This window comes from Streptomyces sp. NPDC051286, from assembly GCF_044455345.1.
Taxonomy (GTDB): Bacteria; Actinomycetota; Actinomycetes; order Streptomycetales; family Streptomycetaceae; genus Streptomyces.
On sequence record NZ_JBITER010000002.1, the window covers coordinates 198748 to 219977 of the forward strand.

Annotated in this window: 22 protein-coding genes and 5 tRNA genes; 17 read left to right on the forward strand and 10 right to left on the reverse strand. The window is 69.0% G+C overall.

Going from position 1 to position 21230, the window contains the following annotated elements:
- Nucleotides 1–91: 91 nt before the first annotated feature.
- Nucleotides 92–505, reverse strand: a complete 414-nt coding sequence (locus ACIBB8_RS04050; RefSeq protein WP_006127850.1) for a roadblock/LC7 domain-containing protein — start codon at nucleotides 503–505, stop codon at nucleotides 92–94.
- 9 nt (nucleotides 506–514) lie between these two features.
- Nucleotides 515–4336: a nitrate- and nitrite sensing domain-containing protein gene (locus ACIBB8_RS04055; RefSeq protein ID WP_398948871.1), complete on the reverse strand. Its 3822-nt coding sequence runs from the start codon at nucleotides 4334–4336 to the stop codon at nucleotides 515–517.
- 579 nt (nucleotides 4337–4915) lie between these two features.
- Between ACIBB8_RS04055 and ACIBB8_RS04060 the strand changes: the two genes are divergently transcribed.
- The 3 genes from ACIBB8_RS04060 to gltX all read left to right on the forward strand — a co-directional run bounded on the left by ACIBB8_RS04060 (nucleotide 4916) and on the right by gltX (nucleotide 7482).
- Nucleotides 4916–5110, forward strand: a complete 195-nt coding sequence (locus ACIBB8_RS04060; RefSeq protein WP_366691609.1) for a hypothetical protein — start codon at nucleotides 4916–4918, stop codon at nucleotides 5108–5110.
- Between the two features lie 82 nt (nucleotides 5111–5192).
- On the forward strand, nucleotides 5193–5978 hold the full coding sequence (locus ACIBB8_RS04065; RefSeq protein ID WP_366691608.1) for a fumarylacetoacetate hydrolase family protein: 786 nt from the start codon (nucleotides 5193–5195) through the stop codon (nucleotides 5976–5978).
- A complete protein-coding gene (gene gltX / locus ACIBB8_RS04070) occupies nucleotides 5971–7482 on the forward strand; it encodes a glutamate--tRNA ligase (protein ID WP_398948872.1) in 1512 nt (503 codons plus the stop codon). The genes ACIBB8_RS04065 and gltX overlap by 8 nt, the downstream gene beginning before the upstream one ends.
- A gap of 441 nt (nucleotides 7483–7923) precedes the next feature.
- Here gltX and ACIBB8_RS04075 read toward each other — a convergent pair whose 3' ends face one another.
- Together ACIBB8_RS04075 and ACIBB8_RS04080 are read right to left on the reverse strand one after the other, a co-directional pair.
- A complete protein-coding gene (locus tag ACIBB8_RS04075; protein ID WP_398948874.1) occupies nucleotides 7924–8199 on the reverse strand; it encodes a transposase in 276 nt (91 codons plus the stop codon).
- A gap of 82 nt (nucleotides 8200–8281) precedes the next feature.
- Nucleotides 8282–8404 (reverse strand): hypothetical protein, encoded by a 123-nt coding sequence (locus ACIBB8_RS04080; RefSeq protein WP_398948875.1) that lies wholly within the window; start codon nucleotides 8402–8404, stop codon nucleotides 8282–8284.
- Nucleotides 8405–9051: 647 nt separating this feature from the next.
- Here ACIBB8_RS04080 and ACIBB8_RS04085 point away from each other — a divergent pair.
- From ACIBB8_RS04085 to ACIBB8_RS04110, 6 genes are all read left to right on the forward strand, one after another.
- Entirely contained in the window at nucleotides 9052–9771 is a 720-nt protein-coding gene (locus tag ACIBB8_RS04085) for an HAD family hydrolase (protein ID WP_398948876.1), read from the forward strand.
- 87 nt (nucleotides 9772–9858) lie between these two features.
- A tRNA-Gln gene (locus tag ACIBB8_RS04090) sits at nucleotides 9859–9930 on the forward strand.
- Between the two features lie 24 nt (nucleotides 9931–9954).
- Nucleotides 9955–10027: transfer RNA gene (locus tag ACIBB8_RS04095), tRNA-Glu, on the forward strand.
- Nucleotides 10028–10087: 60 nt separating this feature from the next.
- Nucleotides 10088–10160: transfer RNA gene (locus ACIBB8_RS04100), tRNA-Glu, on the forward strand.
- Between the two features lie 12 nt (nucleotides 10161–10172).
- Nucleotides 10173–10244 (forward strand) — tRNA-Gln (locus tag ACIBB8_RS04105).
- 19 nt (nucleotides 10245–10263) lie between these two features.
- Nucleotides 10264–10336, forward strand: a tRNA-Glu gene (locus tag ACIBB8_RS04110).
- Between the two features lie 100 nt (nucleotides 10337–10436).
- On the opposite strand, the gene ACIBB8_RS04115 is transcribed toward ACIBB8_RS04110, so the two are convergent.
- Nucleotides 10437–10835 (reverse strand): hypothetical protein, encoded by a 399-nt coding sequence (locus ACIBB8_RS04115; RefSeq protein WP_398948877.1) that lies wholly within the window; start codon nucleotides 10833–10835, stop codon nucleotides 10437–10439.
- A gap of 144 nt (nucleotides 10836–10979) precedes the next feature.
- Nucleotides 10980–11696 carry an IclR family transcriptional regulator NdgR gene (gene ndgR, locus ACIBB8_RS04120; RefSeq protein WP_014048551.1) on the reverse strand — a complete coding sequence of 239 codons (717 nt, stop codon included), beginning with the start codon at nucleotides 11694–11696 and terminating at the stop codon, nucleotides 10980–10982.
- A 174-nt stretch (nucleotides 11697–11870) separates the two neighbouring features.
- Between ndgR and leuC the strand changes: the two genes are divergently transcribed.
- The 4 genes from leuC (at nucleotide 11871) to ACIBB8_RS04140 (ending at nucleotide 15033) form a co-directional block, all read left to right on the forward strand.
- Nucleotides 11871–13295 carry a 3-isopropylmalate dehydratase large subunit gene (gene leuC / locus ACIBB8_RS04125; protein ID WP_398948878.1) on the forward strand — a complete coding sequence of 475 codons (1425 nt, stop codon included), beginning with the start codon at nucleotides 11871–11873 and terminating at the stop codon, nucleotides 13293–13295.
- Nucleotides 13296–13300: 5 nt separating this feature from the next.
- Complete coding sequence (gene leuD, locus ACIBB8_RS04130) at nucleotides 13301–13894, forward strand: 3-isopropylmalate dehydratase small subunit (RefSeq protein ID WP_398948879.1); 594 nt, start codon at nucleotides 13301–13303, stop codon at nucleotides 13892–13894.
- Between the two features lie 104 nt (nucleotides 13895–13998).
- Nucleotides 13999–14226, forward strand: coding sequence for a hypothetical protein (locus ACIBB8_RS04135; RefSeq protein ID WP_398948880.1), 228 nt, complete (start codon nucleotides 13999–14001; stop codon nucleotides 14224–14226).
- Nucleotides 14227–14370: 144 nt separating this feature from the next.
- Nucleotides 14371–15033: an HU family DNA-binding protein gene (locus tag ACIBB8_RS04140; protein WP_393303006.1), complete on the forward strand. Its 663-nt coding sequence runs from the start codon at nucleotides 14371–14373 to the stop codon at nucleotides 15031–15033.
- 111 nt (nucleotides 15034–15144) lie between these two features.
- Here the strand turns inward: ACIBB8_RS04140 and ACIBB8_RS04145 are convergent, their stop codons facing one another.
- Both ACIBB8_RS04145 and cofC read right to left on the reverse strand, forming a co-directional pair.
- On the reverse strand, nucleotides 15145–15348 hold the full coding sequence (locus tag ACIBB8_RS04145) for a hypothetical protein (RefSeq protein ID WP_326792733.1): 204 nt from the start codon (nucleotides 15346–15348) through the stop codon (nucleotides 15145–15147).
- A gap of 10 nt (nucleotides 15349–15358) precedes the next feature.
- The gene (cofC, locus tag ACIBB8_RS04150; protein WP_398948881.1) at nucleotides 15359–16042 is read right to left on the reverse strand and encodes a 2-phospho-L-lactate guanylyltransferase; all 684 of its coding nucleotides are present in this window, start codon (nucleotides 16040–16042) and stop codon (nucleotides 15359–15361) included.
- A 163-nt stretch (nucleotides 16043–16205) separates the two neighbouring features.
- On the opposite strand from cofC, the gene ACIBB8_RS04155 reads away from it, so the two are divergent.
- The 3 genes from ACIBB8_RS04155 to ACIBB8_RS04165 are packed head-to-tail and all read left to right on the forward strand — an operon-like array spanning nucleotide 16206 to nucleotide 19183.
- Nucleotides 16206–16958, forward strand: a complete 753-nt coding sequence (locus ACIBB8_RS04155; RefSeq protein WP_398948882.1) for a lysophospholipid acyltransferase family protein — start codon at nucleotides 16206–16208, stop codon at nucleotides 16956–16958.
- On the forward strand, nucleotides 16955–17965 hold the full coding sequence (locus ACIBB8_RS04160; RefSeq protein WP_398948883.1) for an NAD(P)H-dependent glycerol-3-phosphate dehydrogenase: 1011 nt from the start codon (nucleotides 16955–16957) through the stop codon (nucleotides 17963–17965). The genes ACIBB8_RS04155 and ACIBB8_RS04160 overlap by 4 nt, the downstream gene beginning before the upstream one ends.
- Before the next feature lie 60 nt (nucleotides 17966–18025).
- Nucleotides 18026–19183, forward strand: a complete 1158-nt coding sequence (locus tag ACIBB8_RS04165) for a D-alanine--D-alanine ligase family protein (RefSeq protein ID WP_398948884.1) — start codon at nucleotides 18026–18028, stop codon at nucleotides 19181–19183.
- Between the two features lie 7 nt (nucleotides 19184–19190).
- Here ACIBB8_RS04165 and ACIBB8_RS04170 read toward each other — a convergent pair whose 3' ends face one another.
- Entirely contained in the window at nucleotides 19191–19679 is a 489-nt protein-coding gene (locus ACIBB8_RS04170; protein ID WP_398948885.1) for a DUF3515 domain-containing protein, read from the reverse strand.
- Between the two features lie 20 nt (nucleotides 19680–19699).
- A complete protein-coding gene (locus tag ACIBB8_RS04175; RefSeq protein ID WP_358861084.1) occupies nucleotides 19700–19933 on the reverse strand; it encodes an Lrp/AsnC ligand binding domain-containing protein in 234 nt (77 codons plus the stop codon).
- Nucleotides 19934–20250: 317 nt separating this feature from the next.
- Here ACIBB8_RS04175 and ACIBB8_RS04180 point away from each other — a divergent pair, with 317 nt between their 5' ends.
- Nucleotides 20251–21222, forward strand: a complete 972-nt coding sequence (locus ACIBB8_RS04180; protein ID WP_366134382.1) for a thiamine-phosphate kinase — start codon at nucleotides 20251–20253, stop codon at nucleotides 21220–21222.
- Nucleotides 21223–21230 lie beyond the last annotated feature (8 nt).

A 21230-nucleotide genomic window follows, 5' to 3' on the forward strand; every position in this document is an offset into this window, starting at 1 on the left:
AAGGGGCCGGTGGGGGGTTGAAACGGCCGGACGGGCGAGGGTTGGAGTGCGGTACCTGGGGCAATCGTGTCGGACACCGGTTCATCGCCGCCTAGTGGAGCAGGCTGCCCTGGAGTTCGGCGCGGAGGTCCGGGGTGAGGACCGTTCCCGCGCGGTCGACCAGGAGGGCCATCTCGTACCCGACCAGACCGATGTCGGCGTCCGGGTGGGCGAGCACGGCCAGTGACGAGCCGTCCGAGATGGACATCAGGAAGAGGAACCCGCGTTCCATCTCCACCACGGTCTGGCTGACAGCGCCGCCCTCGAAGATCCGGGACGCGCCCGCGGTCAGCGAGGTGAGCCCGGAGGCGACCGCTGCCAACTGGTCGGCACGGTCGCGCGGGAATCCTTCGGACATCGCCAGCAGCAGGCCGTCTGCGGAGACCACCACCGTGTGCGACACCCCAGGGGTGTTGTCCACGAAGTTGGTGATCAACCAGTTCAGATTCTGCGCGGCCTGACTCATCGGGCTCAACTAACGCTCCTGCTGGTGAGTGGGGCCGAGTGGGAAACTGCCGGTCGACTGGTCGTTGTTGGCCTGCCGACCCTGCTGGATACCCCGGCGGAGATTGGTCAGGCGCCCGCGCACATCATCGGGCGCACGCGAAACCTGAGGACCGGACTGGTGGTTCTGCTGCTGGGCAGTGCCCGGCACCAGATTGGCACGCGGCACCCGGCGAGGCAGTCCGGAAGTGGTGATTCCGCCTGCTGCGGGCTTCTTGGCCCGCTCTGCCTGCCGTACGAGTTCATCGTTCGGCGAGGCACGCCAGGAGCTGGTGGTGCCGGTGTCGCCCGCGCCGCGGCGCGGCATGGGGGGAGCGGGACGCTCAGGGGCGGACTGCTGAGGGGCGCCCGGCGCCTGCGGCTCGGCGGACGGCTGCTGGCCGCCCTGCTGCGGGCCGTGGAACCAGTTCGTCTCCAGCGTGTCGTACAGCGGAGTACGACCGTCCCCGAGACCTGCCGGAGGCAGTGCCTCGGGCTGGGGCTGGGGCGGCAGCACCGGGCGGTACTGCGCCTCGGCGGCGGGAGCCGCGGCCGGACGCGGAGCGCCGAAGTCCTCGGCGTCCAGGCCGCGCTGACGCGGCCCGGGCATCCCCTGGTCCTGGGAGGACTGCGGGACACCGAAGTCCGGGCGGGCGAACTGCGAGGTGCTCGCGGGGTCCTGGTGCTGCGGGGCCGGGGCCGAGAAGTCCGGCCGGGCGAACTCGGCGGTGGAGCCGGGCCCCTGCCGGTCGTCCATCGGCGAGTGCCGGTCCATGGACGGATTCATCGGCTGCTGGAACTGGCCGGTGGACTCGGGCTCCTCGTGACCGCGCGGGGCGTCGAGCGGAGTACGCCGCGGGACCGACGGGTCCTCGGTGCCCCAGCTGGTGGTCTGCGGGCGCTGAGGCTGCGGGTTGCCACCGGGCAGCTCGGCACGCGGACCGCCGACGGGCGGCAGCTGACGGCCGGGGTGGCCCGGACCGCCGGGCTGCTGGAAGCCGCCCTGACCGTCGGGAGCGTTGTACCGGGGCTGCTGCGGGGCCTGCCGGGCACCCGGACCGTTCTGCTGACCGGGCTGACCGGGCTGACCGGGCTGACCGGGCTGACCGGGCTGGCCCGACCGGTTCTGACCGAACAGGTTGGTCTGACCCGACTCCGTACGACCGGAATCGTCCTGGCCGCCGCGGGCGCCGAGCCGGGCACTGTCGCCGAAGGCGCCGGACGGTCCGCCGCCCTGACGCGGCGGATCCTGCCGCGAAGCGTCCTGCGGGCCGGTGTTCGACAGCCCGGCGTTCTGGAAACCGGCGTTCTGGAAACCGGCGTTCTGGAAACCGGCGTTCTGCTGACCCTGCTGGTTCGGCTGGCCCTGCTGGTTCGGCTGGCCCTGCTGGTTCGGCTGACCCTGCTGGTTCGGCTGACCCTGCTGACCCTGCTGGTTCGGCTGCTGGCGGGGACCGTTGTCGCGCGCCGGCAGCGCCGCCCGCGGACCGGAGCCCGCACCGACCTGCTCGCGCTGTCCACCGGGAGCCGCGCCGAGACCCCGCGGAGCACCGCCGAGACCCGGACGGTTGCCGTTGCCCGCGCCGTTGCCGCCGGCGAGCAGACCACCCGGGGCGGACTGCTGCTGACCGGGCGTCTGCTTCGAGACCGGCTGCTTGCCGCCGTGTGCGACATCGACGGGGAGCATGACCAGTGCGGTCGTGCCACCGGAGTCGGACGGCCGCAGCTGGATCCGGATGCCGTGACGCAGGGACAGCCGGCCGACCACGAACAGACCCATGCGCCGGGAGACGGAGACGTCCACGGTGGGCGGCGACGCGAGCCGCTCGTTGATGGCCGCGAGGTCCTCCGGGGAGAGACCGATGCCGGTGTCGTGGATCTCCACGAGCACCCGGCCGTCGGGCAGTGCGTGACCGGTGACCCGGACCTTCGTCTGCGGCGAGGAGAACGACGTGGCGTTCTCCAGCAGCTCGGCGAGCAGGTGCACGAGGTCGTTGACCACGCGGCCGGCCACCTCGGTGGCGGGCACCGCGGCCAGTTCGATGCGCTCGTACTGCTCCACCTCGGAGGCGGCGGCACGGAGCACGTCGACCAGCGGGACGGGGCGGGTCCACCGACGGCCCGGCTCCTCGCCCGCGAGGACGAGGAGGTTCTCGCCGTTACGGCGCATACGGGTCGCGAGGTGGTCGAGCTTGAAGAGCGAGGACAGCTGGTCCGGATCGGCCTCGCGGGACTCCAGCTCGGAGATGAGCGAGAGCTGACGCTGGATGAGACCCTGCGAACGCCGCGAGAGGTTGGTGAACATCGCGTTGACGTTGCCCCGCAGGAGGGCCTGTTCGGCGGCGAGGCGGACGGCCTCGCGGTGCACGTCGTCGAAGGCCGCGGCCACCTGGCCGATCTCGTCCCGGGAGTGCACACCGACGGACTCGACCGAGGTGTCGACGTCCTGCGGGTCCGACTCGGAGAGCTGCTTGACGAGTTCGGGCAGCCGGTCCTGGGCGACCCGGGTCGCGGTGTCCTGCAGCCGCCGCAGCGAGCGGATCATGGACCGGGCGACGACGAAGGCACCGACCAGGGAGACACCGAGGACGAGCAGGATGAGCGCACCGCTGATGATGGCTTCGCGCTTCGACGCGTCGCGGAGCTCGCGGGCCTTGCCCTCCATGTCGCTGAGGAGGGTCTCCTCGATGGTCTTCATCGCCTGGATCTTGGTGGAGCTCTGTTCGTACCAGTCCAGGTACGAGCGCCGCGGCGCCCCCGCCATGCCGTTGGGGGTTTCGAGCACCTTCGAGGCGTAGGCGTCGGCGGCCTTGATCTCCGGGTTGCCGTTCTTCAGAGACGCCGTCAGCTGGTCGGCGTTCTGACCGGTGGCCGCGTAGGTCGAACTGAACGCCTCCATGGCCAGCCTCTCCTTGCGGAGGGCGGCCCGGCCGAACTGCTTGTCGTTGCCGTCGAGGTGCGATTTCTTGAGGGTGCCGCCCCCGCCCGGCAGGGCCGCGGCGATGATCGCCCGCTCGACCGACGCGTACTCCTTGGCGGAGGAGAAGGCCGCCAGGGCACGGGTCCGCTTGATCATCTCCGGGTTGCTGGTTGCCTGCGCCATGTCCTGCGAGAGGCTCAGCAGCGAGGTGATCAGCTGGCTGTACTGATCGACGGTCTGGAGACTCGGGCTGCCGTCCTCGTACGCCGTCTTGCGGATGTCGTGGATCTGATTGAGCTGGGTGGCGATCTGGCTGACGCTCGCGTGGATCGACTCCAGAGCGTCGTCGCCCTGGGTGTCGCCGATATCGTTCGTCGCCTGCAGGAAGGCGGTCTTCGCCCGGTCGGTCCTCTTGCGCGGCTCGGTGACCTTGAAGTCGTCGGCCTTCACGCCGTTGGACAGCGGACCCGCCGACCTGTCGCGCTCCTCCTGGAGCGCCTGGGCGAGCGTGGTCGCCTGCTTGGTCATCTTGGTGAGCAGCTGCATGTGGTCCAGCTGCTGCATTTCGTTGATGGAGTCGTTGATGCGCAGACCACCCAGGGTGGTCGCGGCGACTACCGGAAGAGCGAGCAGGGAGACCAGGCGCGTACTGATGCGCCAGTTGCGCAGAGCCACGCGCGAACCCGTGCTGACGGGCCCCCGGGGCTTGAGCGGGGCGACCGGGTCGGTTCCGCTGTTCGCCGTGGCACCCGAGCGCGGAGCGCGGTCGCCGTTGTCGCCGGCCGCGGCCGGTCCCGGGTTCTGGGCGTGCTGGGGCGAGGCACCGCGGTCGGTCCCGCCGCGCGGCTCCTGTTCCGCCGCAGCGCTGCCATCCCTCTTGAAACGTCCCTGCACTAGCGTCGCAACCTCTGGACCAGGCGTCCCTCCGCGTAGACGGGCGGGACGGTGTCGGCGTCGTGGGGCGTTGTACCCGCCCCCTGGTGGTCGTGAGTGACCGGCGCTCTTCCCCTTCCCGCCGCCACTCGGCGCTGCGTTGCGCCCCCTGCGCGCCGGCCTGAAACCCGCGGCGGTGCGTGGAATTCCAGCACAGTGCCGGATCTCCAACAAGGCCCGCGTACCGGGCTGCGACCTGGGTGACACGTTGTGATGGCCGAGTCACCAACCGTGGAGCGTGTTCGTGGTCAAAGCGGGCGATAAGGAGCGAAACAGGTGGGAGTGGAGCGTGTCCCAGTCGAGATGATCGGGAGCGGAATGATTCATTCAGTGGTGCAATGTCCGTTTCCTTGGCCCGGGTCGACCGCCTGAAATGAGGTAATTGTCCACGCGGTCGTGAGCAAACTCACATCATGATCGCCGTCTCTTCCGGGGATCCGGAGGGAATTGGATGTTTAGCCTGGCGCTTTACAGGGATGGCAAATCCGACAACCGGCGCCCCTCCGGGCGGCGCCCGTACCGACAGGGTCCGAACGGCAGATGAAGACGACGATGATGGTCCGCACCATTGCCAACCCCCGGCGCACCACGCTGGCGCACCTCAAGGACGCCGAAGCGCTGCAGACGCCGGAGCAGCCGGAGCACGCCGTCGACCTGCCGGCACAGACGGCCAACCCGCGGCGCACCGTCCTCATGGTGGCCCCGGCCGCAGCAGCCGCCTCGACCGCTGGGTGATGGGCGCGGTTGTCCCCCTCACCCGCGTTAGCCTGGAGCGTCAGTCTTCAGCCAGCCAGCAAGTGAGGGGCGACAGCATCCCGTGCGCATCGCCAGGTTCTCCATCGACGGCAATGTCGCCTTCGGCGCGGTCGAGGGCAGTGGCACCGTCGGCTCCGGTGACCTCGTCCTCGACATCATCAAGGGCATTCCGTACGCCGACTTCGAGCTCTCCGGCACCAAGGTCCCGCTGAGCAAGGTCCGGCTTCTGCCGCCCGTGCTCCCCAATAAGGTCGTGGCCATCGGCCGCAACTACGCGGAGCACGCCGCCGAACTCGGCAACGAGGTCCCGGACGTACCGGTCGCCTTCTTCAAGCCCACCACTTCGGTGATCGGCTCCGGGGACGCCATCGAGTACCCCTCCTTCTCCAACGAAGTGCACTACGAGGCCGAGCTGGCCGTCGTCATCGGCCGTATGTGCCGCGAAGTGCCGCGTGAGCGGGTCAAGGACGTCATCTTCGGCTACACCTGCGCCAACGACGTCACCGCCCGCGATGCCCAGCAGCGTGAGAAGCAGTGGGCCCGGGCCAAGGGCTTCGACACGTCCTGCCCGCTCGGCCCCTGGGTGGAGACCGACCTCGACCCCAGCGACCTCGCCATCCAGGCCACGGTCAACGGCGAGCAACGCCAACTGGGCCGTACGAGCGAAATGATCCGCTCCATCGAGGACCTGGTCGTCCACATCACGGAGGCGATGACGCTGCTCCCGGGCGACGTGATCCTCACTGGCACCCCCGCAGGGGTCGGGCCCCTGCACGTCGGCGACGAGGTCGCCGTCACCATCGAAGGCATCGGCACTCTCACCAACAAGGTGATCAAGCGTGGCTAACACGATTTCCCCCAAGCTCTCGGCTCCGCTCGAGCAGGGGGTACCCCCTCGCGTACGTTTCTGTCCCTCCCCGACCGGCAACCCCCACGTGGGTCTGGTCCGCACCGCCCTGTTCAACTGGGCGTTCGCCCGGCACCACGGCGGCACCCTGGTCTTCCGCATCGAGGACACCGACGCGGCGCGCGACTCCGAGGAGTCGTACAACCAGCTGCTCGACTCGATGCGCTGGCTCGGCTTCGACTGGGACGAGGGTCCCGAGGTCGGCGGCCCGCACGCCCCGTACCGACAGTCGCAGCGCATGGACATCTACCGGGATGTCGCCGAGAAGCTCCTGGCCGGCGGGTACGCGTACCACTGCTACTGCACCACCGAGGAGCTCGACGCCCGCCGCGACGCCGCCCGCGCTGCCGGCAAGCCGTCCGGCTATGACGGGCACTGCCGCGACCTGAGCACCGAGCAGACCGCCGCGTACCAGGCTGAGGGCCGGACGTCCATCGTCCGCTTCCGGATGCCCGACGAGGCGCTCACCTTCACGGACCTGGTCCGCGGTGAGCTGACCTTCCAGCCGGAGAACGTGCCGGACTACGGCATCGTCCGGGCCAACGGCGCCCCGCTCTACACGCTCGTCAACCCGGTCGACGACGCGCTGATGGAGATCACCCACGTCCTGCGCGGTGAGGACCTGCTCTCCTCCACCCCGCGCCAGCTCGCGCTCTACAAGGCGCTGATCGAGCTCGGCATCGCCAAGGACACCCCCGCGTTCGGCCACCTCCCGTACGTCATGGGCGAGGGCAACAAGAAGCTCTCCAAGCGCGACCCGCAGGCCTCGCTCAACCTCTACCGTGAGCGCGGCTTCGTCCCCGAGGGGCTGCTCAACTACCTCTCGCTGCTCGGCTGGTCGATCGCCGAGGACCGCGACATCTTCTCCGTCGAGGAGATGGTGGCCGCGTTCGACATCAAGGACGTCAACGCCAACCCGGCGCGCTTCGACCTGAAGAAGTGCGAGCACATCAACGCCGAGCACATCCGCATGCTCGACGTGAAGACCTTCACCGAGGCATGCGGCCCCTGGCTGAAGGCGCCGTTCGCCCCGTGGGCGCCGGAGGCCTTCGACGCCGCGCAGTTCGAGGCCATCGCCCCGCACGCCCAGACCCGCGTCACCGTCCTCTCGGACATCACGGCCAACGTCGACTTCCTCTTCCTCGACGAGCCGGTCGAGGACGAGGCGTCCTGGAACAAGGCGATGAAGGAGGGCTCCGACGCCCTCCTCGCCACCGCCCGGGCCAAGCTGATCGGCGCCGAGTGGAACGCCGAGGCGCTCAAGAACGCCATCCTCGCCGCCGGTGAGGAGCACGGCCTGAAGCTCGGCAAGGCCCAGGCCCCGGTCCGCGTCGCCGTCACCGGCCGCACGATCGGTCTGCCGCTCTTCGAGTCCCTGGAGATCCTGGGCCGCGAGAAGACCGTGGCCCGGATCGACGCGGCCATGGCGAAGCTGGCCGCGTAGCGGTTTCCGTTCACACGGTGGGGTGGTTGCTCGGTCGGAGCAGCCACCCCACTGGTATTCGGTTGCATTCCCGATCTATTGCTGACACCACGATCAAGATCAGTGATGAGATAAGGGATCGAATCCGAGCTCTCGTGGAGGAGCGTGGCCTGAGTACGCACGCGTACGTCGAGCGTTTGGTTTCCAGCGTCCCCACGGCGGACGAGCGGGCTGAACGGATGGCGAGGGTGATCGCGTACGTTCGCGCTCACTTCGGGACGGATCTCGGGCCGGACGATCTGGCCGCAGGCGAGAAGTGACGGCAGGCGATTATTGCCCGTCGTATCGGGAGTCGCCGGTGATCGTTCTTGACCACAACGCCGTTATCGCCCTGTGTCGAGGGCAGGAAATGCCCGGTCACCAGGCCCAGCGGCAAGAGCTGCATGGTCATGAGCCGGAAGATCAAAAATCAGAGACCGGCCGGGCGGCCTCGGCGATCACGCCTTCGAGCAGGGCATCGAAGACGTCCGCGTCGCGCCACTGGACGAACCGGCTGTAGACGGTCTGCCAGGCCCCGAACCGGGCCGGCATCTCGCGCCACTGGCTGCCGGTGTGGAACCGCCAGATCACCCCCTCGACCTGGTCACGTAGCCGCTCGGGGTACGGGCCGAACTTGCCTGTCGGCAGGAACGGCTCGATCAACTTCCACTCATCATCGGTTAGTTGCGCACGCGTCACCCGATTTTTCCTGCGCGGCGCCAACTGTGGTTGCCCGTACGGAGGTTCTTACGAACGTCTGCGCCCTCGATTTCGTGCTGGATCAACTCGGCAGGTGGATGACATGTCCTAACTGCGGCCGGTAGTGCTTCTTGATGTTGAGGAAGTCCCAGGTCAGACCCTTGACCCGGGAACGCGGAACGGTGAACCCACCGACAATCAGCACAGGCGGCGCATCGGGCCGAGCCGGATCGAGCCTCTGCCCGTTGCCGGCCTCGTCGATGTGGCAGAGATGTACCGAACCTCCCCGAAACACGTCTGCGGCCGCCCCCGAAGGGACGGCAACAGGGCCTGCGCAGCCATATGCGCGATGTTTTGCTTAATGATCCCGATGCTGCCAGCAGTCCGCGTGCAGGGCCAAGCTCTTCGTTACGTAGAGTTGGCGGGTGTCAACTCTGAGGTGTGGTCAGGGGTATGGGGTCAGGCCACATCAGGGAACCCATGCTCCCTGGGCGCAGCGAAATCAGTTGGGCGGCTCGGCCGGGGGTGCGCAGGGATATGCGGAATCCGCCGTCGACAGCGGTGACCTGAGCGCTGCCATGGGCATGGGCGAGCCCCAGACGGCGACGCGGGCGCCGAGTTCGCCATCGGTGGTGGCGAACTGTTCTACGACGGGTGTATCTCCTGCGGCACGCGGATCAGCCCGCTGGTCACAAGCTCCGGCACAACGAGCGGATCACTGCTGAGAACTCGGGCCATTCCCACCGCCCTCGCTGCCGGTCTCGCACGCCCGCAGGGGGCCCACCGGTCCGTAGCGGTGGCCGCCCCCTGCCGTTCCAGGCCCGCGCGCCGTGCGGGCGGTAGCGTGGCCGTATGCCGATCCGAGCCGTGCTCTGGGACATCGACGACACGATCTTCGACTACACGGGCGCCGACCGCGTCGGCCTGCAGAAACATCTGGAGAGCGAGGGGCTGCCCGGCGGATACGGTTCCGCCCCGCAGGCCCTCGATGCCTGGCGGGCGATCACCGACGTCCACTGGGCGCGTTTCGCCGCCGGGGAGACCGACTTCCAGGGGCAGCGCCGGGACCGGGTCCGTTCGTTCCTCGGGCGGCCGCTCACGGACGCGGAGGCCGACGAGTGGTTTGCCCGGCACCTCGCGCACTACGAGGCCGCCTGGTCGCTCTTCCCTGACACTCTGCCGGTCCTGGACAGGCTGGCCGGTCAGTACCGGCAGGCTGTCCTGTCGAACTCCAGCATCCACAACCAGGACCGCAAGCTGCGCATCCTCGGGGTCCGGGACCGTTTCGAGGCCGTGGTGTGTGCCGTGGAGCTCGGCATCTCCAAGCCCGAGGCCGGCGCGTTCCACGCCGCCTGCGACGAGCTCGGGCTGGAGCCGCAGGACGTCGTGTACGTCGGAGATCATCCGGACATCGATGCGGCCGGGGCGGTGGCGGCGGGGCTGAAGGGGGTTTGGCTGGACCGGGGTGGGCGCGGCGGACGGCCCGAACTGGAGCGGATCACCGGTCTCGATCAGCTTCCCGGACTGCTGGCGGGCGATACCCGTTTTGGAGCGCCGGACACCTTCGGGTAATGTTCTTTCTGCGCCGCCCGAGCGGGCCGAAAGATCCGGTCGGGAAGCGCAAGCCGAACAAAATCCCCTCTGGGGGTTGAGTTTTGGTGGGCTATGGTGTAATTGGCAACACTACGGTTTCTGGTACCGTCATTCTAGGTTCGAGTCCTGGTAGCCCAGCGCAGATCTTCATCTGTACAACACGCCCCCGTTGTGTAGCGGCCTAGCACGCTGCCCTCTCACGGCAGTAGCGCCGGTTCGAATCCGGTCGGGGGTACAGATCCTTCCCGCGAGATCATCTGGGTCGCACCCACGATTTCGATGCAGGATCGCTAGGGCCCCCGTTGTGTAGCGGCCTAGCACGCTGCCCTCTCACGGCAGTAGCGCCGGTTCGAATCCGGTCGGGGGTACTTGTAACACCATGGGCTATGGTGTAATTGGCAACACTACGGTTTCTGGTACCGTCATTCTAGGTTCGAGTCCTGGTAGCCCAGCGCAAGATCGCAGTATCAAGCCCCCGTTGTGTAGCGGCCTAGCACGCTGCCCTCTCACGGCAGTAGCGCCGGTTCGAATCCGGTCGGGGGTACAACAGAGCAAGGAACCAAGGGCCCTTCACTTCGGTGAGGGGCCCTTGGCTGTGCGCTCGGGCCAGTCGAACTCGGAGTCCGTACCGCCGGTTCGACTCCTCACTCCTGCGCCGGCCGGCGCAGCGACAGCGGTTCGTACAGCACGACCGAGGCCACCGCCATCACCACCTGCTCCGCCCCCGCCGGACAGGACTCCATCATGTCCAGGTCGCGGACCGCGACTTGCTCCATGCGGCGGGCCTGCTCGGTCGCGTACTCGATGTCGCAGGGGTGGCCGAGCCGGACGAGTGTGGCCATCGAGGCAACCAGTGAGCGGTACGTGGGGTCCAGGGAGCCGAGTTCCTGCACGAACGCCCAGCCGAGCCGGTCGAGAAGCCGGTCGGCCCCCGGCGCGCCGATTCCGTCTCCGGGGCGTCCTCGTCCGGCTCGGGGCCGTGCGGCAGCGACCAGAGGGTGGCGCCCAGCCGGATCGTCAGGCCGAGGGATCGTCTCGCGCACCGCTCGTCCAGGGAGCGGAAGGGCTGTGAGGGGGCCGTCACGACGCTGGGACGGCCGGGGAATGATTTCTTGCTGTGCCGGGTCTGTGCGCCGGGCTTGTGCGGCAGGCGGGTCCGTGCGCCGTGCCGGTAGGTGATCCGTGCGTCAGCCAGTGCGGCGCAGGGCCTCGCTCAGCCGGGCCGCCGAGTCGATGACCGCCTGGGCGTGCATCCGGCCCGGGTGGCGGGTCAGCCGCTCGATCGGTCCGGAGACCGAGACCGCGGCGACCACCCGGTTCGACGGCCCGCGTACCGGCGCCGAGACCGAGGCGACGCCCGGCTCCCGCTCGCCGATCGACTGGGCCCAGCCCCGGCGGCGCACGCCCGAGAGCGCTGTCGCGGTGAAGCGGGCGCCCTGGAGGCCGCGGTGCAGGCGCTCCGGCTCCTCCCAGGCCATCAGGATCTGGGCCGAGGAACCCGCCTTCATGGTCAGGGTGGAGCCCACCGGCACGGTGTCCCGCAGTCCGGACAGCCGCTCCGCCGCGGCCACGCAGATCCGCATGTCGCCCTGCCTGCGGTAGAGCTGCGCGCTCTCGCCGGTGATGTCCCGCAGATGCGTGAGCACCGGGCCCGCCGTCGCGAGCAGGCGGTCCTCGCCTGCCGCGGCCGCGAGCTCCGCCAGCCGGGGGCCGAGGATGAACCGGCCCTGCATGTCCCTCGCCACCATCCGGTGGTGTTCCAGTGCCACAGCCAGTCGATGAGCCGTGGGTCGTGCAAGCCCGGTCGCCGCGACCAGCCCGGCGAGGGTGGCCGGGCCGGACTCCAGGGCGCTCAATACCAGAGCCGCCTTGTCGAGAACGCCGACGCCGCTAGAGTTGTCCATACGACGATACTTGCGTCTCACTCTGTGAAACGCAAGTTCAATTTCCGGCGGAAGTTGCGAACCTGTAGGGGCGGCCGCACAACGGCCCGTAGCCACCGCCCCGCACGGGGTCCGGACGGCGGCGCACCGAAATCTCTAGTTGGGCCGGCGAAGACGCCGGCCGGAGGGAAAGCGATGGGTAGGACACTCGCGGAGAAGGTCTGGGACGACCACGTCGTCCGGCGCGCGGACGGCGAGCCCGATCTTCTCTTCATCGATCTGCACCTGCTGCACGAGGTGACCAGCCCCCAGGCCTTCGACGGCCTCCGGCAGGCCGGACGCCGGGTGCGGCGCCTCGACCTCACCATCGCCACCGAGGATCACAACACCCCGACCCTCGACATCGACAAGCCGATCGCCGACCCGGTCTCCCGCGCCCAGTTGGAGACCCTGCGCAAGAACTGCGCGGAGTTCGGCGTACGGCTGCACCCGCTGGGCGACGTCGAGCAGGGTGTCGTGCACGTGGTCGGCCCGCAGTTGGGTCTGACCCAGCCCGGCACCACGGTCGTCTGCGGCGACTCCCACACCTCCACGCACGGTGCTTTCGGCGCGCTCGCGTTCGGTATCGGCACCAGCCAGGTCGAGCACGTCCTGGCCACGCAGACGCTGCCGCTGGCCCGCCCGAAGACCATGGCGATCACCATCGACGGCGAACTGCCCGACGGTGTCACGGCCAAGGACCTGATCCTCGCGATCATCGCGCGGATCGGCACCGGCGGCGGCCAGGGCTACATCCTCGAATACCGCGGCTCCGCCATCGAGAAGCTCTCGATGGAAGCCCGGATGACCATCTGCAACATGTCGATCGAGGCAGGCGCCCGGGCCGGCATGATCGCCCCGGACGAGACCACGTTCGACTACCTGAAGGGTCGCGATCACGCTCCACAGGGCGAGGACTGGGACGCCGCCGTCGCGTACTGGAAGACGCTGCGCACGGACGACGACGCGGTCTTCGACGCCGAGGTCGTCATCGACGCTGCCGAACTGGCGCCGTTCGTCACCTGGGGCACCAACCCCGGCCAGGGCGCGCCCCTGTCGGGATACGTCCCCGACCCGGCTTCGTACGAGGACGCCTCGGAGCGGAACGCCGCCGAAAAGGCCCTGGAATACATGGGGTTGACCGCCGGCCAGCCGCTGCGGGAGATCAGCGTCGACACCGTCTTCGTAGGCTCCTGCACCAACGGCCGGATCGAGGACCTGCGCAACGCGGCCGCGATCCTGGACGGCCGCAAAGTCGCCGACGGCGTACGGATGCTGATCGTCCCGGGCTCGGTCCGGGTCGCCCTGCAGGCCGTCGAGGAGGGCCTGGACAAGGTCTTCACCGCGGCCGGCGCGGAATGGCGGCACGCGGGCTGCTCGATGTGTCTCGGCATGAACCCCGACCAGCTGGCCCCCGGCGAACGCTCCGCGTCGACCTCGAACCGTAACTTCGAGGGCCGGCAGGGCAAGGGTGGCCGTACCCACCTGGTCTCCCCGCAGGTCGCCGCCGCCACCGCCGTGCTGGGCCGCCTGGCCTCGCCGGCCGACCTGTCCGACGCCCTTACGTCCGCCGGAGTCTGAGAACCATGGAAGCTTTCACCGCACACACCGGCCGGGCCGTCCCGCTGCGCCGCAGCAACGTCGACACCGACCAGATCATCCCCGCCCACTGGCTGAAGAAGGTCACCCGCGACGGCTTCGAGGACGGGCTCTTCGAGGCGTGGCGCAAGGACCCCGAGTTCGTCCTCAACCGGTCCGAGCGGGACGGTGCAACGGTCTTGGTGGCCGGTCCCGACTTCGGTACCGGGTCCTCCCGTGAACACGCCGTCTGGGCCCTGCAGAACTACGGCTTCAAAGCCGTCATCTCCGCCCGGTTCGCCGACATCTTCCGCGGCAACTCGCTGAAGAACGGGCTGCTGACCGTGGTCCTCGACCAGAAGGTCGTCGACGCACTGTGGGAGCTGACCGAGGCCGACCCGGCCGCCGAGGTCACCGTCGACCTGGAGGCGCGCCAGGTCCGGGCCGAGGGCATCACCGCCGACTTCGAGCTCGACGAGAACGCGCGGTGGCGACTGCTGAACGGGGTGGACGACATCAGCCTCACCCTGCAGAACGAAGCGGACATCGCCTCTTATGAGGTGGCAAGGCCGACCTTCAAGCCGCGTACAATTAACGCCTGAGCAGCGCGTTTCCAGTACTGCGCCCCTTACCTTCTGGTAAGGGGCGCAGTCGCTTGTTGAGACCCCATCGGGCGACAACTCGCCCCAGATGGCACAATCGGTGCATGGAACGCGACAACCAACTCAAGCTTTACGGTCAAGTCGCCGACCGATTGAAGGAAGCGCACACAACAGTGCGCGCACTGCAAGTCCCGGAGGGCGTACGGATGGCGCTGTCCCGGAAGCTGTTGGTCATCACGGCCGCGGCGAAGCACGATCTCCCGGATGCGGCAAGGCGTCTGGACCGGTTGATGAAGGACCTCGATGAGGGCCGATTCCCCGAAGGTGACTGACCTCTGCGGAACTGTGCAGCGGTCGACTTCGTTGCGGCACTAGGGTGATTAGCCCGTTTCGTGTTTGATTTGCGGTATATATCTGCCTAACGTGCGAAAACGCTTGAACACTTACGTTCTGGCAATGTCTCCGAAGGGGAAGACGTGAACAAGGCACAGCTCGTAGAAGCGATTGCCGACAAGGTCGGCGGCCGCCAGCAGGCCGCGGACGCGGTCGACGCGGTACTCGACGCGATCGTCCGTGCAGTGGTCGCGGGAGACCGGGTCTCGGTCACCGGTTTCGGCTCGTTCGAGAAGGTCGACCGCCCGGCCCGCTACGCCCGCAACCCGCAGACGGGCGAGCGCGTGCGGGTCAAGAAGACCTCGGTGCCCCGCTTCCGTGCGGGACAGGGCTTCAAGGACCTGGTGAGCGGCTCGAAGAAGCTCCCGAAGCACGATGTGGCCGTGAAGAAGGCGCCCAAGGGCAGCCTCTCGGGCGGTGTTTCCGCCCGTGCGACCACCAAGGCCGCGGCCAAGAAGGCCGCCGCCAAGAAGGTCGCGGCGAAGAAGGTCACCGCCAAGAAGACCGTGACGGCGGCGAAGGCCGCGGCGGCGAAGAAGGTCACCGCGAAGAAGACCACCGCGGCGGCCAAGAAGACCACGGCGGCCGCGAAGACCACTGCGGCGGCGAAGAAGACGACGGCTGCCAAGAAGGCCGTCGCCGCCAAGACCGCGCCCGCCAAGAAGGTCACGGCGAAGAAGGCGCCCGCGAAGAAGGCCACGGCGCGCAAGACCACGGCCAAGAAGGCCGTCGCACGGAAGAAGTGAGGCCGAGCAGCGCAGGGCTGCTCACACGCGCCGGGCCGGGCTCCCCTCGGGGAGCCCGGCCCGCGGGCTGTCCGGGGTGCGCTCAGCGGCCCCGCGGGCCGGACGCGCCCTTCAGAACGTCTGCAGCGTCACCAGGGTGATCCGCAGGGCCGCTCCCTCGCCCTCCACCTCGATCCGCACCCGCTGCCCCGGGCGCAGCAGCCGCAGGCCGCCCGCGTCGAAGGCCGGGGCGTCGAATTCCACCGGGGTGCCGTCGTCGAGCAGCACACTGCCGGTGCGGGTCTCGGGGTCGTACGTGTACGAGGTCGCCTGCATGAACGGCAGCCTATCGGTCCTTCGCGGGCACTTCCGAGGCCAAGCTGCCCGCCGTGTGCGGACCCACCCCGAGGGCCAGCGCGGCCCGCAGATCGGCGCCGGTGTCCACGTCCTGGCGGACCGATTCGATGCCGGCCGGGATTATTTCCACCGCGCCGGAGGCAAGGTGCCGGGCCCGGGACGGACCCCCGAAATCCGGGCGCAATTCCACCCCCGCTGAAGCCGACAGAAAAGTCGTGCCGATTCCCGCCATATCCGTAACAAATGCGCGCGGGAATTCAGCGGCGAATTCGAGCACCCGGGTCAATTCCGCGGGACGCAGCGCGGGCAGATCCGCGTTCAGCGCGGCGAGTGCCGCGGCGGGCCTTCGGTCGCGTATCGCCCGCTCGCCGTGGGCCAGCGCGGCATTGAGTCCGGCGGCCGGCCGGTCGGGAACGATGCGAGCGCCGAGCGCCGAGAGCGCGGCCCCGGCCACCGGGTCGTCCGTGACGACCACCACATCCCCTACGGCCCGGCAGGCCAGCGCGGCGGCCACGGTGTCCTGGGCGAAGGCCAGGGCGAGCCGGGGACGCAGCAAGGGGCCCGTTGCCTGCGTCAGCCTGCTCTTGGCCCGTGCCAGCGGCTTCAACGGGACGACCAGGGACCACACCCCGGTCCGGTCGGTGTTCGTGGCGATCTCCCCCTCGGTGCGCATCGCCGCCTATTCTCGCCTGCCGGTACGACAACCCGGTGCGACAATCCGGAGGGGTGGCCCCGGGGCTGGGGCGTACGGTGTTCTCGACAGAGCAGGGGCCTGGGGTGACACTTGACCGCCGCAGGCAGGCAAACGCGTCAGGTCCGTAGAGGAAGGTGTCCGAGTGTCCGGCCGCAGAATCGGCTTCTGGTACCGCCTGGCGGCGGTCATCGCGAAACCACCGCTGGTGGTTCTGTTCAAGCGTGACTGGCGGGGAATGGAGCACATTCCGGCCGAAGGCGGATTCATCACTGCGGTCAATCACAACTCGTATCTGGACCCGCTCTCCTACGGTCATTTCCAGTACAACACCGGCCGGGTGCCGCGGCTCCTCGCCAAGGCGGGGCTCTTCAAGACCCCCTTTGTCGGAATGATGCTGCGTGGCACCGGACAGATCCCCGTGTACCGCGAGACGACCAATGCGCTGGACGCCTTCCGGGCCGCCGTCGACGCCATCGAGCGCGGCGAATGCGTCGCCTTCTATCCGGAGGGGACCCTCACCCGCGACCCCGACATGTGGCCGATGGCCGGCAAGACCGGAGCCGCCCGCGTCGCGTTGATGACGAAGGCCCCGGTCATCCCCGTTGCCCAGTGGGGCGCGAACACGGTGATGCCGCCGTATGCCAAGGAGAAGAAGCTCCAACTCTTCCCGCGCAAGACCCTCCAGGTGCAGGCCGGTCCGCCCGTCGACCTCTCCAGGTTCTACGACAAGGAGCCGACGCCCGACGTCCTGCGCGAGGCGACCGAGGCCATCATGGCCGCGGTGACCGCACAGCTGGAGGACATCCGGGGCGAGAAGGCGCCCGCCGAGCTCTACGACCACCGCAAGGCGCGCGCCGAACAGCGGCGCAAGGCCGAAGGAGAGGGACCCAAGTGACGCACCCCGTAAAGGCAGCCGTCTTCGGAACCGGCTCATGGGGTACGGCCTTCGGCATGATCCTCGCCGACGCCGGCTGCGAGGTCACCCTCTGGGGCCGCCGCGCCGAGGTCGCCGAAGCCATCAACACGACCCGTACCAACCCCGAATATCTGCCGGGAATTGAACTCCCCGAGTCCATCCGGGCCACCACCGACGCCGCCCGGGCGCTGCGCGGCGCCGACTTCGCCGTACTCGTCGTGCCCTCGCAGACGCTGCGCGCCAACCTCGCCGACTGGGCCCCGCACCTCGACCCCGACACCGTTCTCGTCTCGTTGATGAAGGGTGTCGAACTCGGCACCGCGAAGCGGATGAGCGAGGTCATCGAGGACGTCACCAAGGTCTCCGCGGACCGCATCGCCGTCGTCACCGGACCCAACCTGGCCAAGGAGATCGCCGAACGCCGCCCCGCCGCGGCCGTCGTCGCCTGCCAGGACGAGTCGGTGGCCCTGCGCCTCCAGGCCGCCTGCCACACCCCGTACTTCCGCCCGTACACGAACACCGATGTGGTCGGCTGCGAGCTCGGCGGCGCGGTGAAGAACGTCATTGGTCTCGCTGTCGGTATCGCCGACGGGATGGGGCTCGGCGACAACGCCAAGGGTTCGCTCATCACCCGCGGCCTCGCCGAGACCACCCGGCTCGGTCTCGCCATGGGCGCCGACCCGCTGACGTTCTCCGGACTCGCGGGCCTGGGTGACCTCGTGGCGACGTGCTCCTCGCCGCTGTCGCGTAACCACACCTTCGGCACCAACCTCGGCCGCGGCATGACGCTGGAAGAGACCATCGCCGTCACCAAGCAGACCGCCGAGGGTGTCAAGTCCTGTGAATCGGTGCTCGATCTGGCACGCCGGCACGGCGTCGACATGCCCATCACGGAGACGGTCGTCTCCATCGTCCACGAGGGCAAGCCGCCGATGGTCGCTCTGGGCGAGCTGATGTCGCGCAGCGCGAAGGCCGAGCGGCACTGACGCCCGACCGGCCCCGGTGACGCTGACGCGACCCGTACCAGCAGGTACGCTCATCGTGATATGAGCAGCGAGAACCTCCCCCAGAGCCCGGAGCAGCAGCTCCGCAAGCCGCGTGTGGCCGTCGTGTTCGGCGGCCGCAGTTCCGAACACGGCATCTCGATCGTCACGGCCGGCGCCGTCCTGAATGCCATTGACCGGACGAAGTACGACGTCCTGCCGATCGGCATCACGACGGACGGCCGCTGGGCGCTCACCGCCGACGAGCCCGAACGCATGGCCATCACGGACCGGAAGATGCCGGACGTGGCCCAACTGGCCGAGTCCTCCGAGGGCAGCGTGGTGCTCTCCGTCGACCCCGGCAGCCGTGAAGTGGTGTACAGCGAGCCCGGCTCGGTCCCCAAGGCGCTCGGCGAGGTCGACGTCGTCTTCCCCGTGCTGCACGGCCCGTACGGCGAGGACGGCACTCTTCAGGGACTTCTGGAGCTGTCCGGTGTGCCGTACGTGGGCGCCGGTGTGCTCGCCTCGGCGGTCGGCCAGGACAAGGAATACATGAAGCGGGTGTTCACGTCGTTCGGGCTGCCCGTCGGCCCGTACGTCGTCGTCCGCCCCCGCGAATGGGACAAGGACCGCCTCGCCGCCCGCAAGCGCATCGTGGACTTCGCCGGGGAACACGGCTGGCCGCTCTTCGTCAAGCCCGCGCGGGCCGGCTCGTCCATCGGCATCACCAAGGTCGACGACCTCTCCGGACTCGACGAGGCGATCGAGGAAGCCCGCCGCCACGACCCCAAGTTCCTCGTCGAGTCCCTGCTGCGCGGCCGCGAGATCGAGTGCGGGGTGCTGGAGTTCGAGGACGGACCGCGTGCCAGCGTGCCCGCCGAGATCCCGCCGGTCACCTCGCACGACTTCTACGACTTCGAGGCCAAGTACATCGACTCGGCGTCCGGGATCGTGCCCGCCCCGCTCACTGAGGAGCAGACCGCTGAGGTCCAGCAGCTCGCGATCGACGCGTTCGAGGCCGCGTCCTGCGAGGGCCTGGTGCGCGCCGACTTCTTCCTCACCGAGGACGGCACGTTCGTCATCAACGAGATCAACACGCTGCCGGGCTTCACTCCGATCTCCATGTACCCGCGGATGTGGCAGGAGAGCGGTGTGAGCTACCAGGAGCTGGTCGACCGGCTGATCCAGGCGGCGTTGACCCGGCCCACCGGCCTGCGCTGACCCGGCGCTACAGGCTGCTGGGGATCGTCTTCCTGACAGCCGGGGCGAACGCCGCGAGCGGGCTGGCGTCATGGGCGTACGCCGTCGAGAGCGTCACCTCGACATATGCCTTGCGATAGGTCGTGGTGAAGCGCGGACCGGCGTCCTCCGGCTGCTCCAGCAGCCAGTTGACGCCGTCCGCATCGGTCCCCTTGGCCATGGGATCGTCCATCTTCGCGGGCCGGTCGACACCGCAGCGCAGTACGATCGCCCCGTCCCCCCATGAGGCGGTCAGCACGGATTTCGGGCCGGACTCGTCACGGTTCTGTCCGGCAATCGTCGCCGGCAGCTCCTTGTGCAGGGCACCGCAGTAGGCTGCGACTTCCGGCATCGGGGTGGGGACCGTGATCGACGCCGTGGCGTCCGTTGTGGAGCAGCCCGTCGCGGCCAGCATCAGAACGGCAGCGGACGGACCGAGAAACACGGGGCGGCGGAGCCGGCGGCGGAAGGACGTCACCGGCCCAGCGTAGACGGGGGCTACAGGTGGACGACCGGGCAGGTCAGGGTTCTGGTGATGCCTTCCACCTGCTGGACCTTGGCGACCACCATGCGGCCGAGTTCATCGACTGTGCCGGCCTGCGAGCGCACGATCACGTCGTAGGGGCCGGTGACGTCCTCTGCCTGGATCACTCCCGGGATTTTCGCGATGGTCTCGGCGACGGTCGACGCCTTGCCCACCTCGGTCTGAATAAGGATGTACGCCTGTACCACGGAACCTCCAGGGCGGCCACGAGGATCATGTGGGGGAAAGAGACGCCACGGTATCGCGTTGCCGAGGGCGGCGGGGAGACCTGTGGAACGGATGACGTCCACAGCGTGGCGCACGGATGCCATGAGTTGACGTATGCCTTGACAGTACCGACAGCACTGAAGGTCCGCGACCGCAAGCGCAGCGGTGCGGACGGGGGACAGGCATGCCGGTGACAACGGGGGCAGACTGCGCCCGGCGGCCGGGCCACGGCCCGGACCACCGGCCGCCGACCCAGACCGGACGCCCGTCCGGCGCGACAGATGAGAGGTGAGACTCGGTGAAGGGAACCGTGGGCGAGTTGGGGGAGTTCGGGCTCATCAAGGAGCTCACGTCCCGGCTCACCAGCACTCCGGCGGTACGGCTCGGACCTGGCGACGACGCCGCGGTCGTGGCCGCTCCCGACCGCAGGGTCGTGGCCAGTACGGACATCCTGGTGGAGGGACGGCACTTCCGCCGCGACTGGTCGACGGCGTACGACGTCGGTCGCAAGGCCGCCGCACAGAACCTCGCCGACATCGCCGCCATGGGTGCCGTCCCCACCGCGCTGCTGCTCGGCCTGGTCGTCCCGGCCGAACTCCCGGTCACCTGGGCGGGCGAGTTGATGGACGGCATCCGTGACGAGTGCCAGGTCGCGGGGGCGGCCGTGGTCGGCGGTGACGTCGTCGGCGGGGAGACCATCACCGTCGCGATCACCGCACTCGGCGATCTGCGCAACCACGAACCCGTCACCCGGGCCGGCGCCCGACCCGGCGATGTCGTCGCCGTCACCGGCTGGCTCGGCTGGTCCGCCGCGGGGTACGCGGTCCTCTCCCGCGGCTTCCGCTCGCCGCGCGCCTTCGTCGAGGCTCACCGGCGCCCCGAACCGCCGTACCATGCGGGCCCCGCGGCCGCCGGACTCGGCGCCACCGCCATGACGGACGTCAGTGACGGACTCGTCGCCGACCTCGGACACATCGCCGAGGCCAGCAAGGTCCGGATCGATCTGCGGTCCGGGCTGATCGACATTCCCTCGCAGATGTCCGACATCGGCCAGGCGGTCGGCGTGGACCCGCTCCAGTGGGTGCTCACCGGGGGAGAGGACCACGCGATCGTCGCGACCTTCCCCCAGGACGTGAAGCTGCCCGCTCGCTGGAAGGTGATCGGCGAAGTCCTCAACCCGTCGGCGCTGCCCCAGGTGACGGTCGACGGGGCCCCGTGGACCAGCAAGGGCGGCTGGGACCACTTCGGCGGCATCGAGGACGCCCAGTAGATTGAGGC

What these genes read in the sequence shown, in the direction of transcription:
- leuC (WP_398948878.1), top strand. Translation starts at nt 11,871, where the DNA reads ATGGGTAGGACACTCGCGGAGAAGGTCTGGGACGACCACGTCGTCCGG.
- ACIBB8_RS04050 (WP_006127850.1), bottom strand. Translation starts at nt 505, where the DNA reads ATGAGTCAGGCCGCGCAGAATCTGAACTGGTTGATCACCAACTTCGTG.
- ACIBB8_RS04085 (WP_398948876.1), top strand. Translation starts at nt 9,052, where the DNA reads ATGCCGATCCGAGCCGTGCTCTGGGACATCGACGACACGATCTTCGAC.
- cofC (WP_398948881.1), bottom strand. Translation starts at nt 16,042, where the DNA reads ATGCGCACCGAGGGGGAGATCGCCACGAACACCGACCGGACCGGGGTG.
- ACIBB8_RS04060 (WP_366691609.1), top strand. Translation starts at nt 4,916, where the DNA reads ATGAAGACGACGATGATGGTCCGCACCATTGCCAACCCCCGGCGCACC.
- ACIBB8_RS04145 (WP_326792733.1), bottom strand. Translation starts at nt 15,348, where the DNA reads ATGCAGGCGACCTCGTACACGTACGACCCCGAGACCCGCACCGGCAGT.
- leuD (WP_398948879.1), top strand. Translation starts at nt 13,301, where the DNA reads ATGGAAGCTTTCACCGCACACACCGGCCGGGCCGTCCCGCTGCGCCGC.
- ACIBB8_RS04135 (WP_398948880.1), top strand. Translation starts at nt 13,999, where the DNA reads ATGGAACGCGACAACCAACTCAAGCTTTACGGTCAAGTCGCCGACCGA.
- ACIBB8_RS04165 (WP_398948884.1), top strand. Translation starts at nt 18,026, where the DNA reads ATGAGCAGCGAGAACCTCCCCCAGAGCCCGGAGCAGCAGCTCCGCAAG.
- ndgR (WP_014048551.1), bottom strand. Translation starts at nt 11,696, where the DNA reads ATGGACAACTCTAGCGGCGTCGGCGTTCTCGACAAGGCGGCTCTGGTA.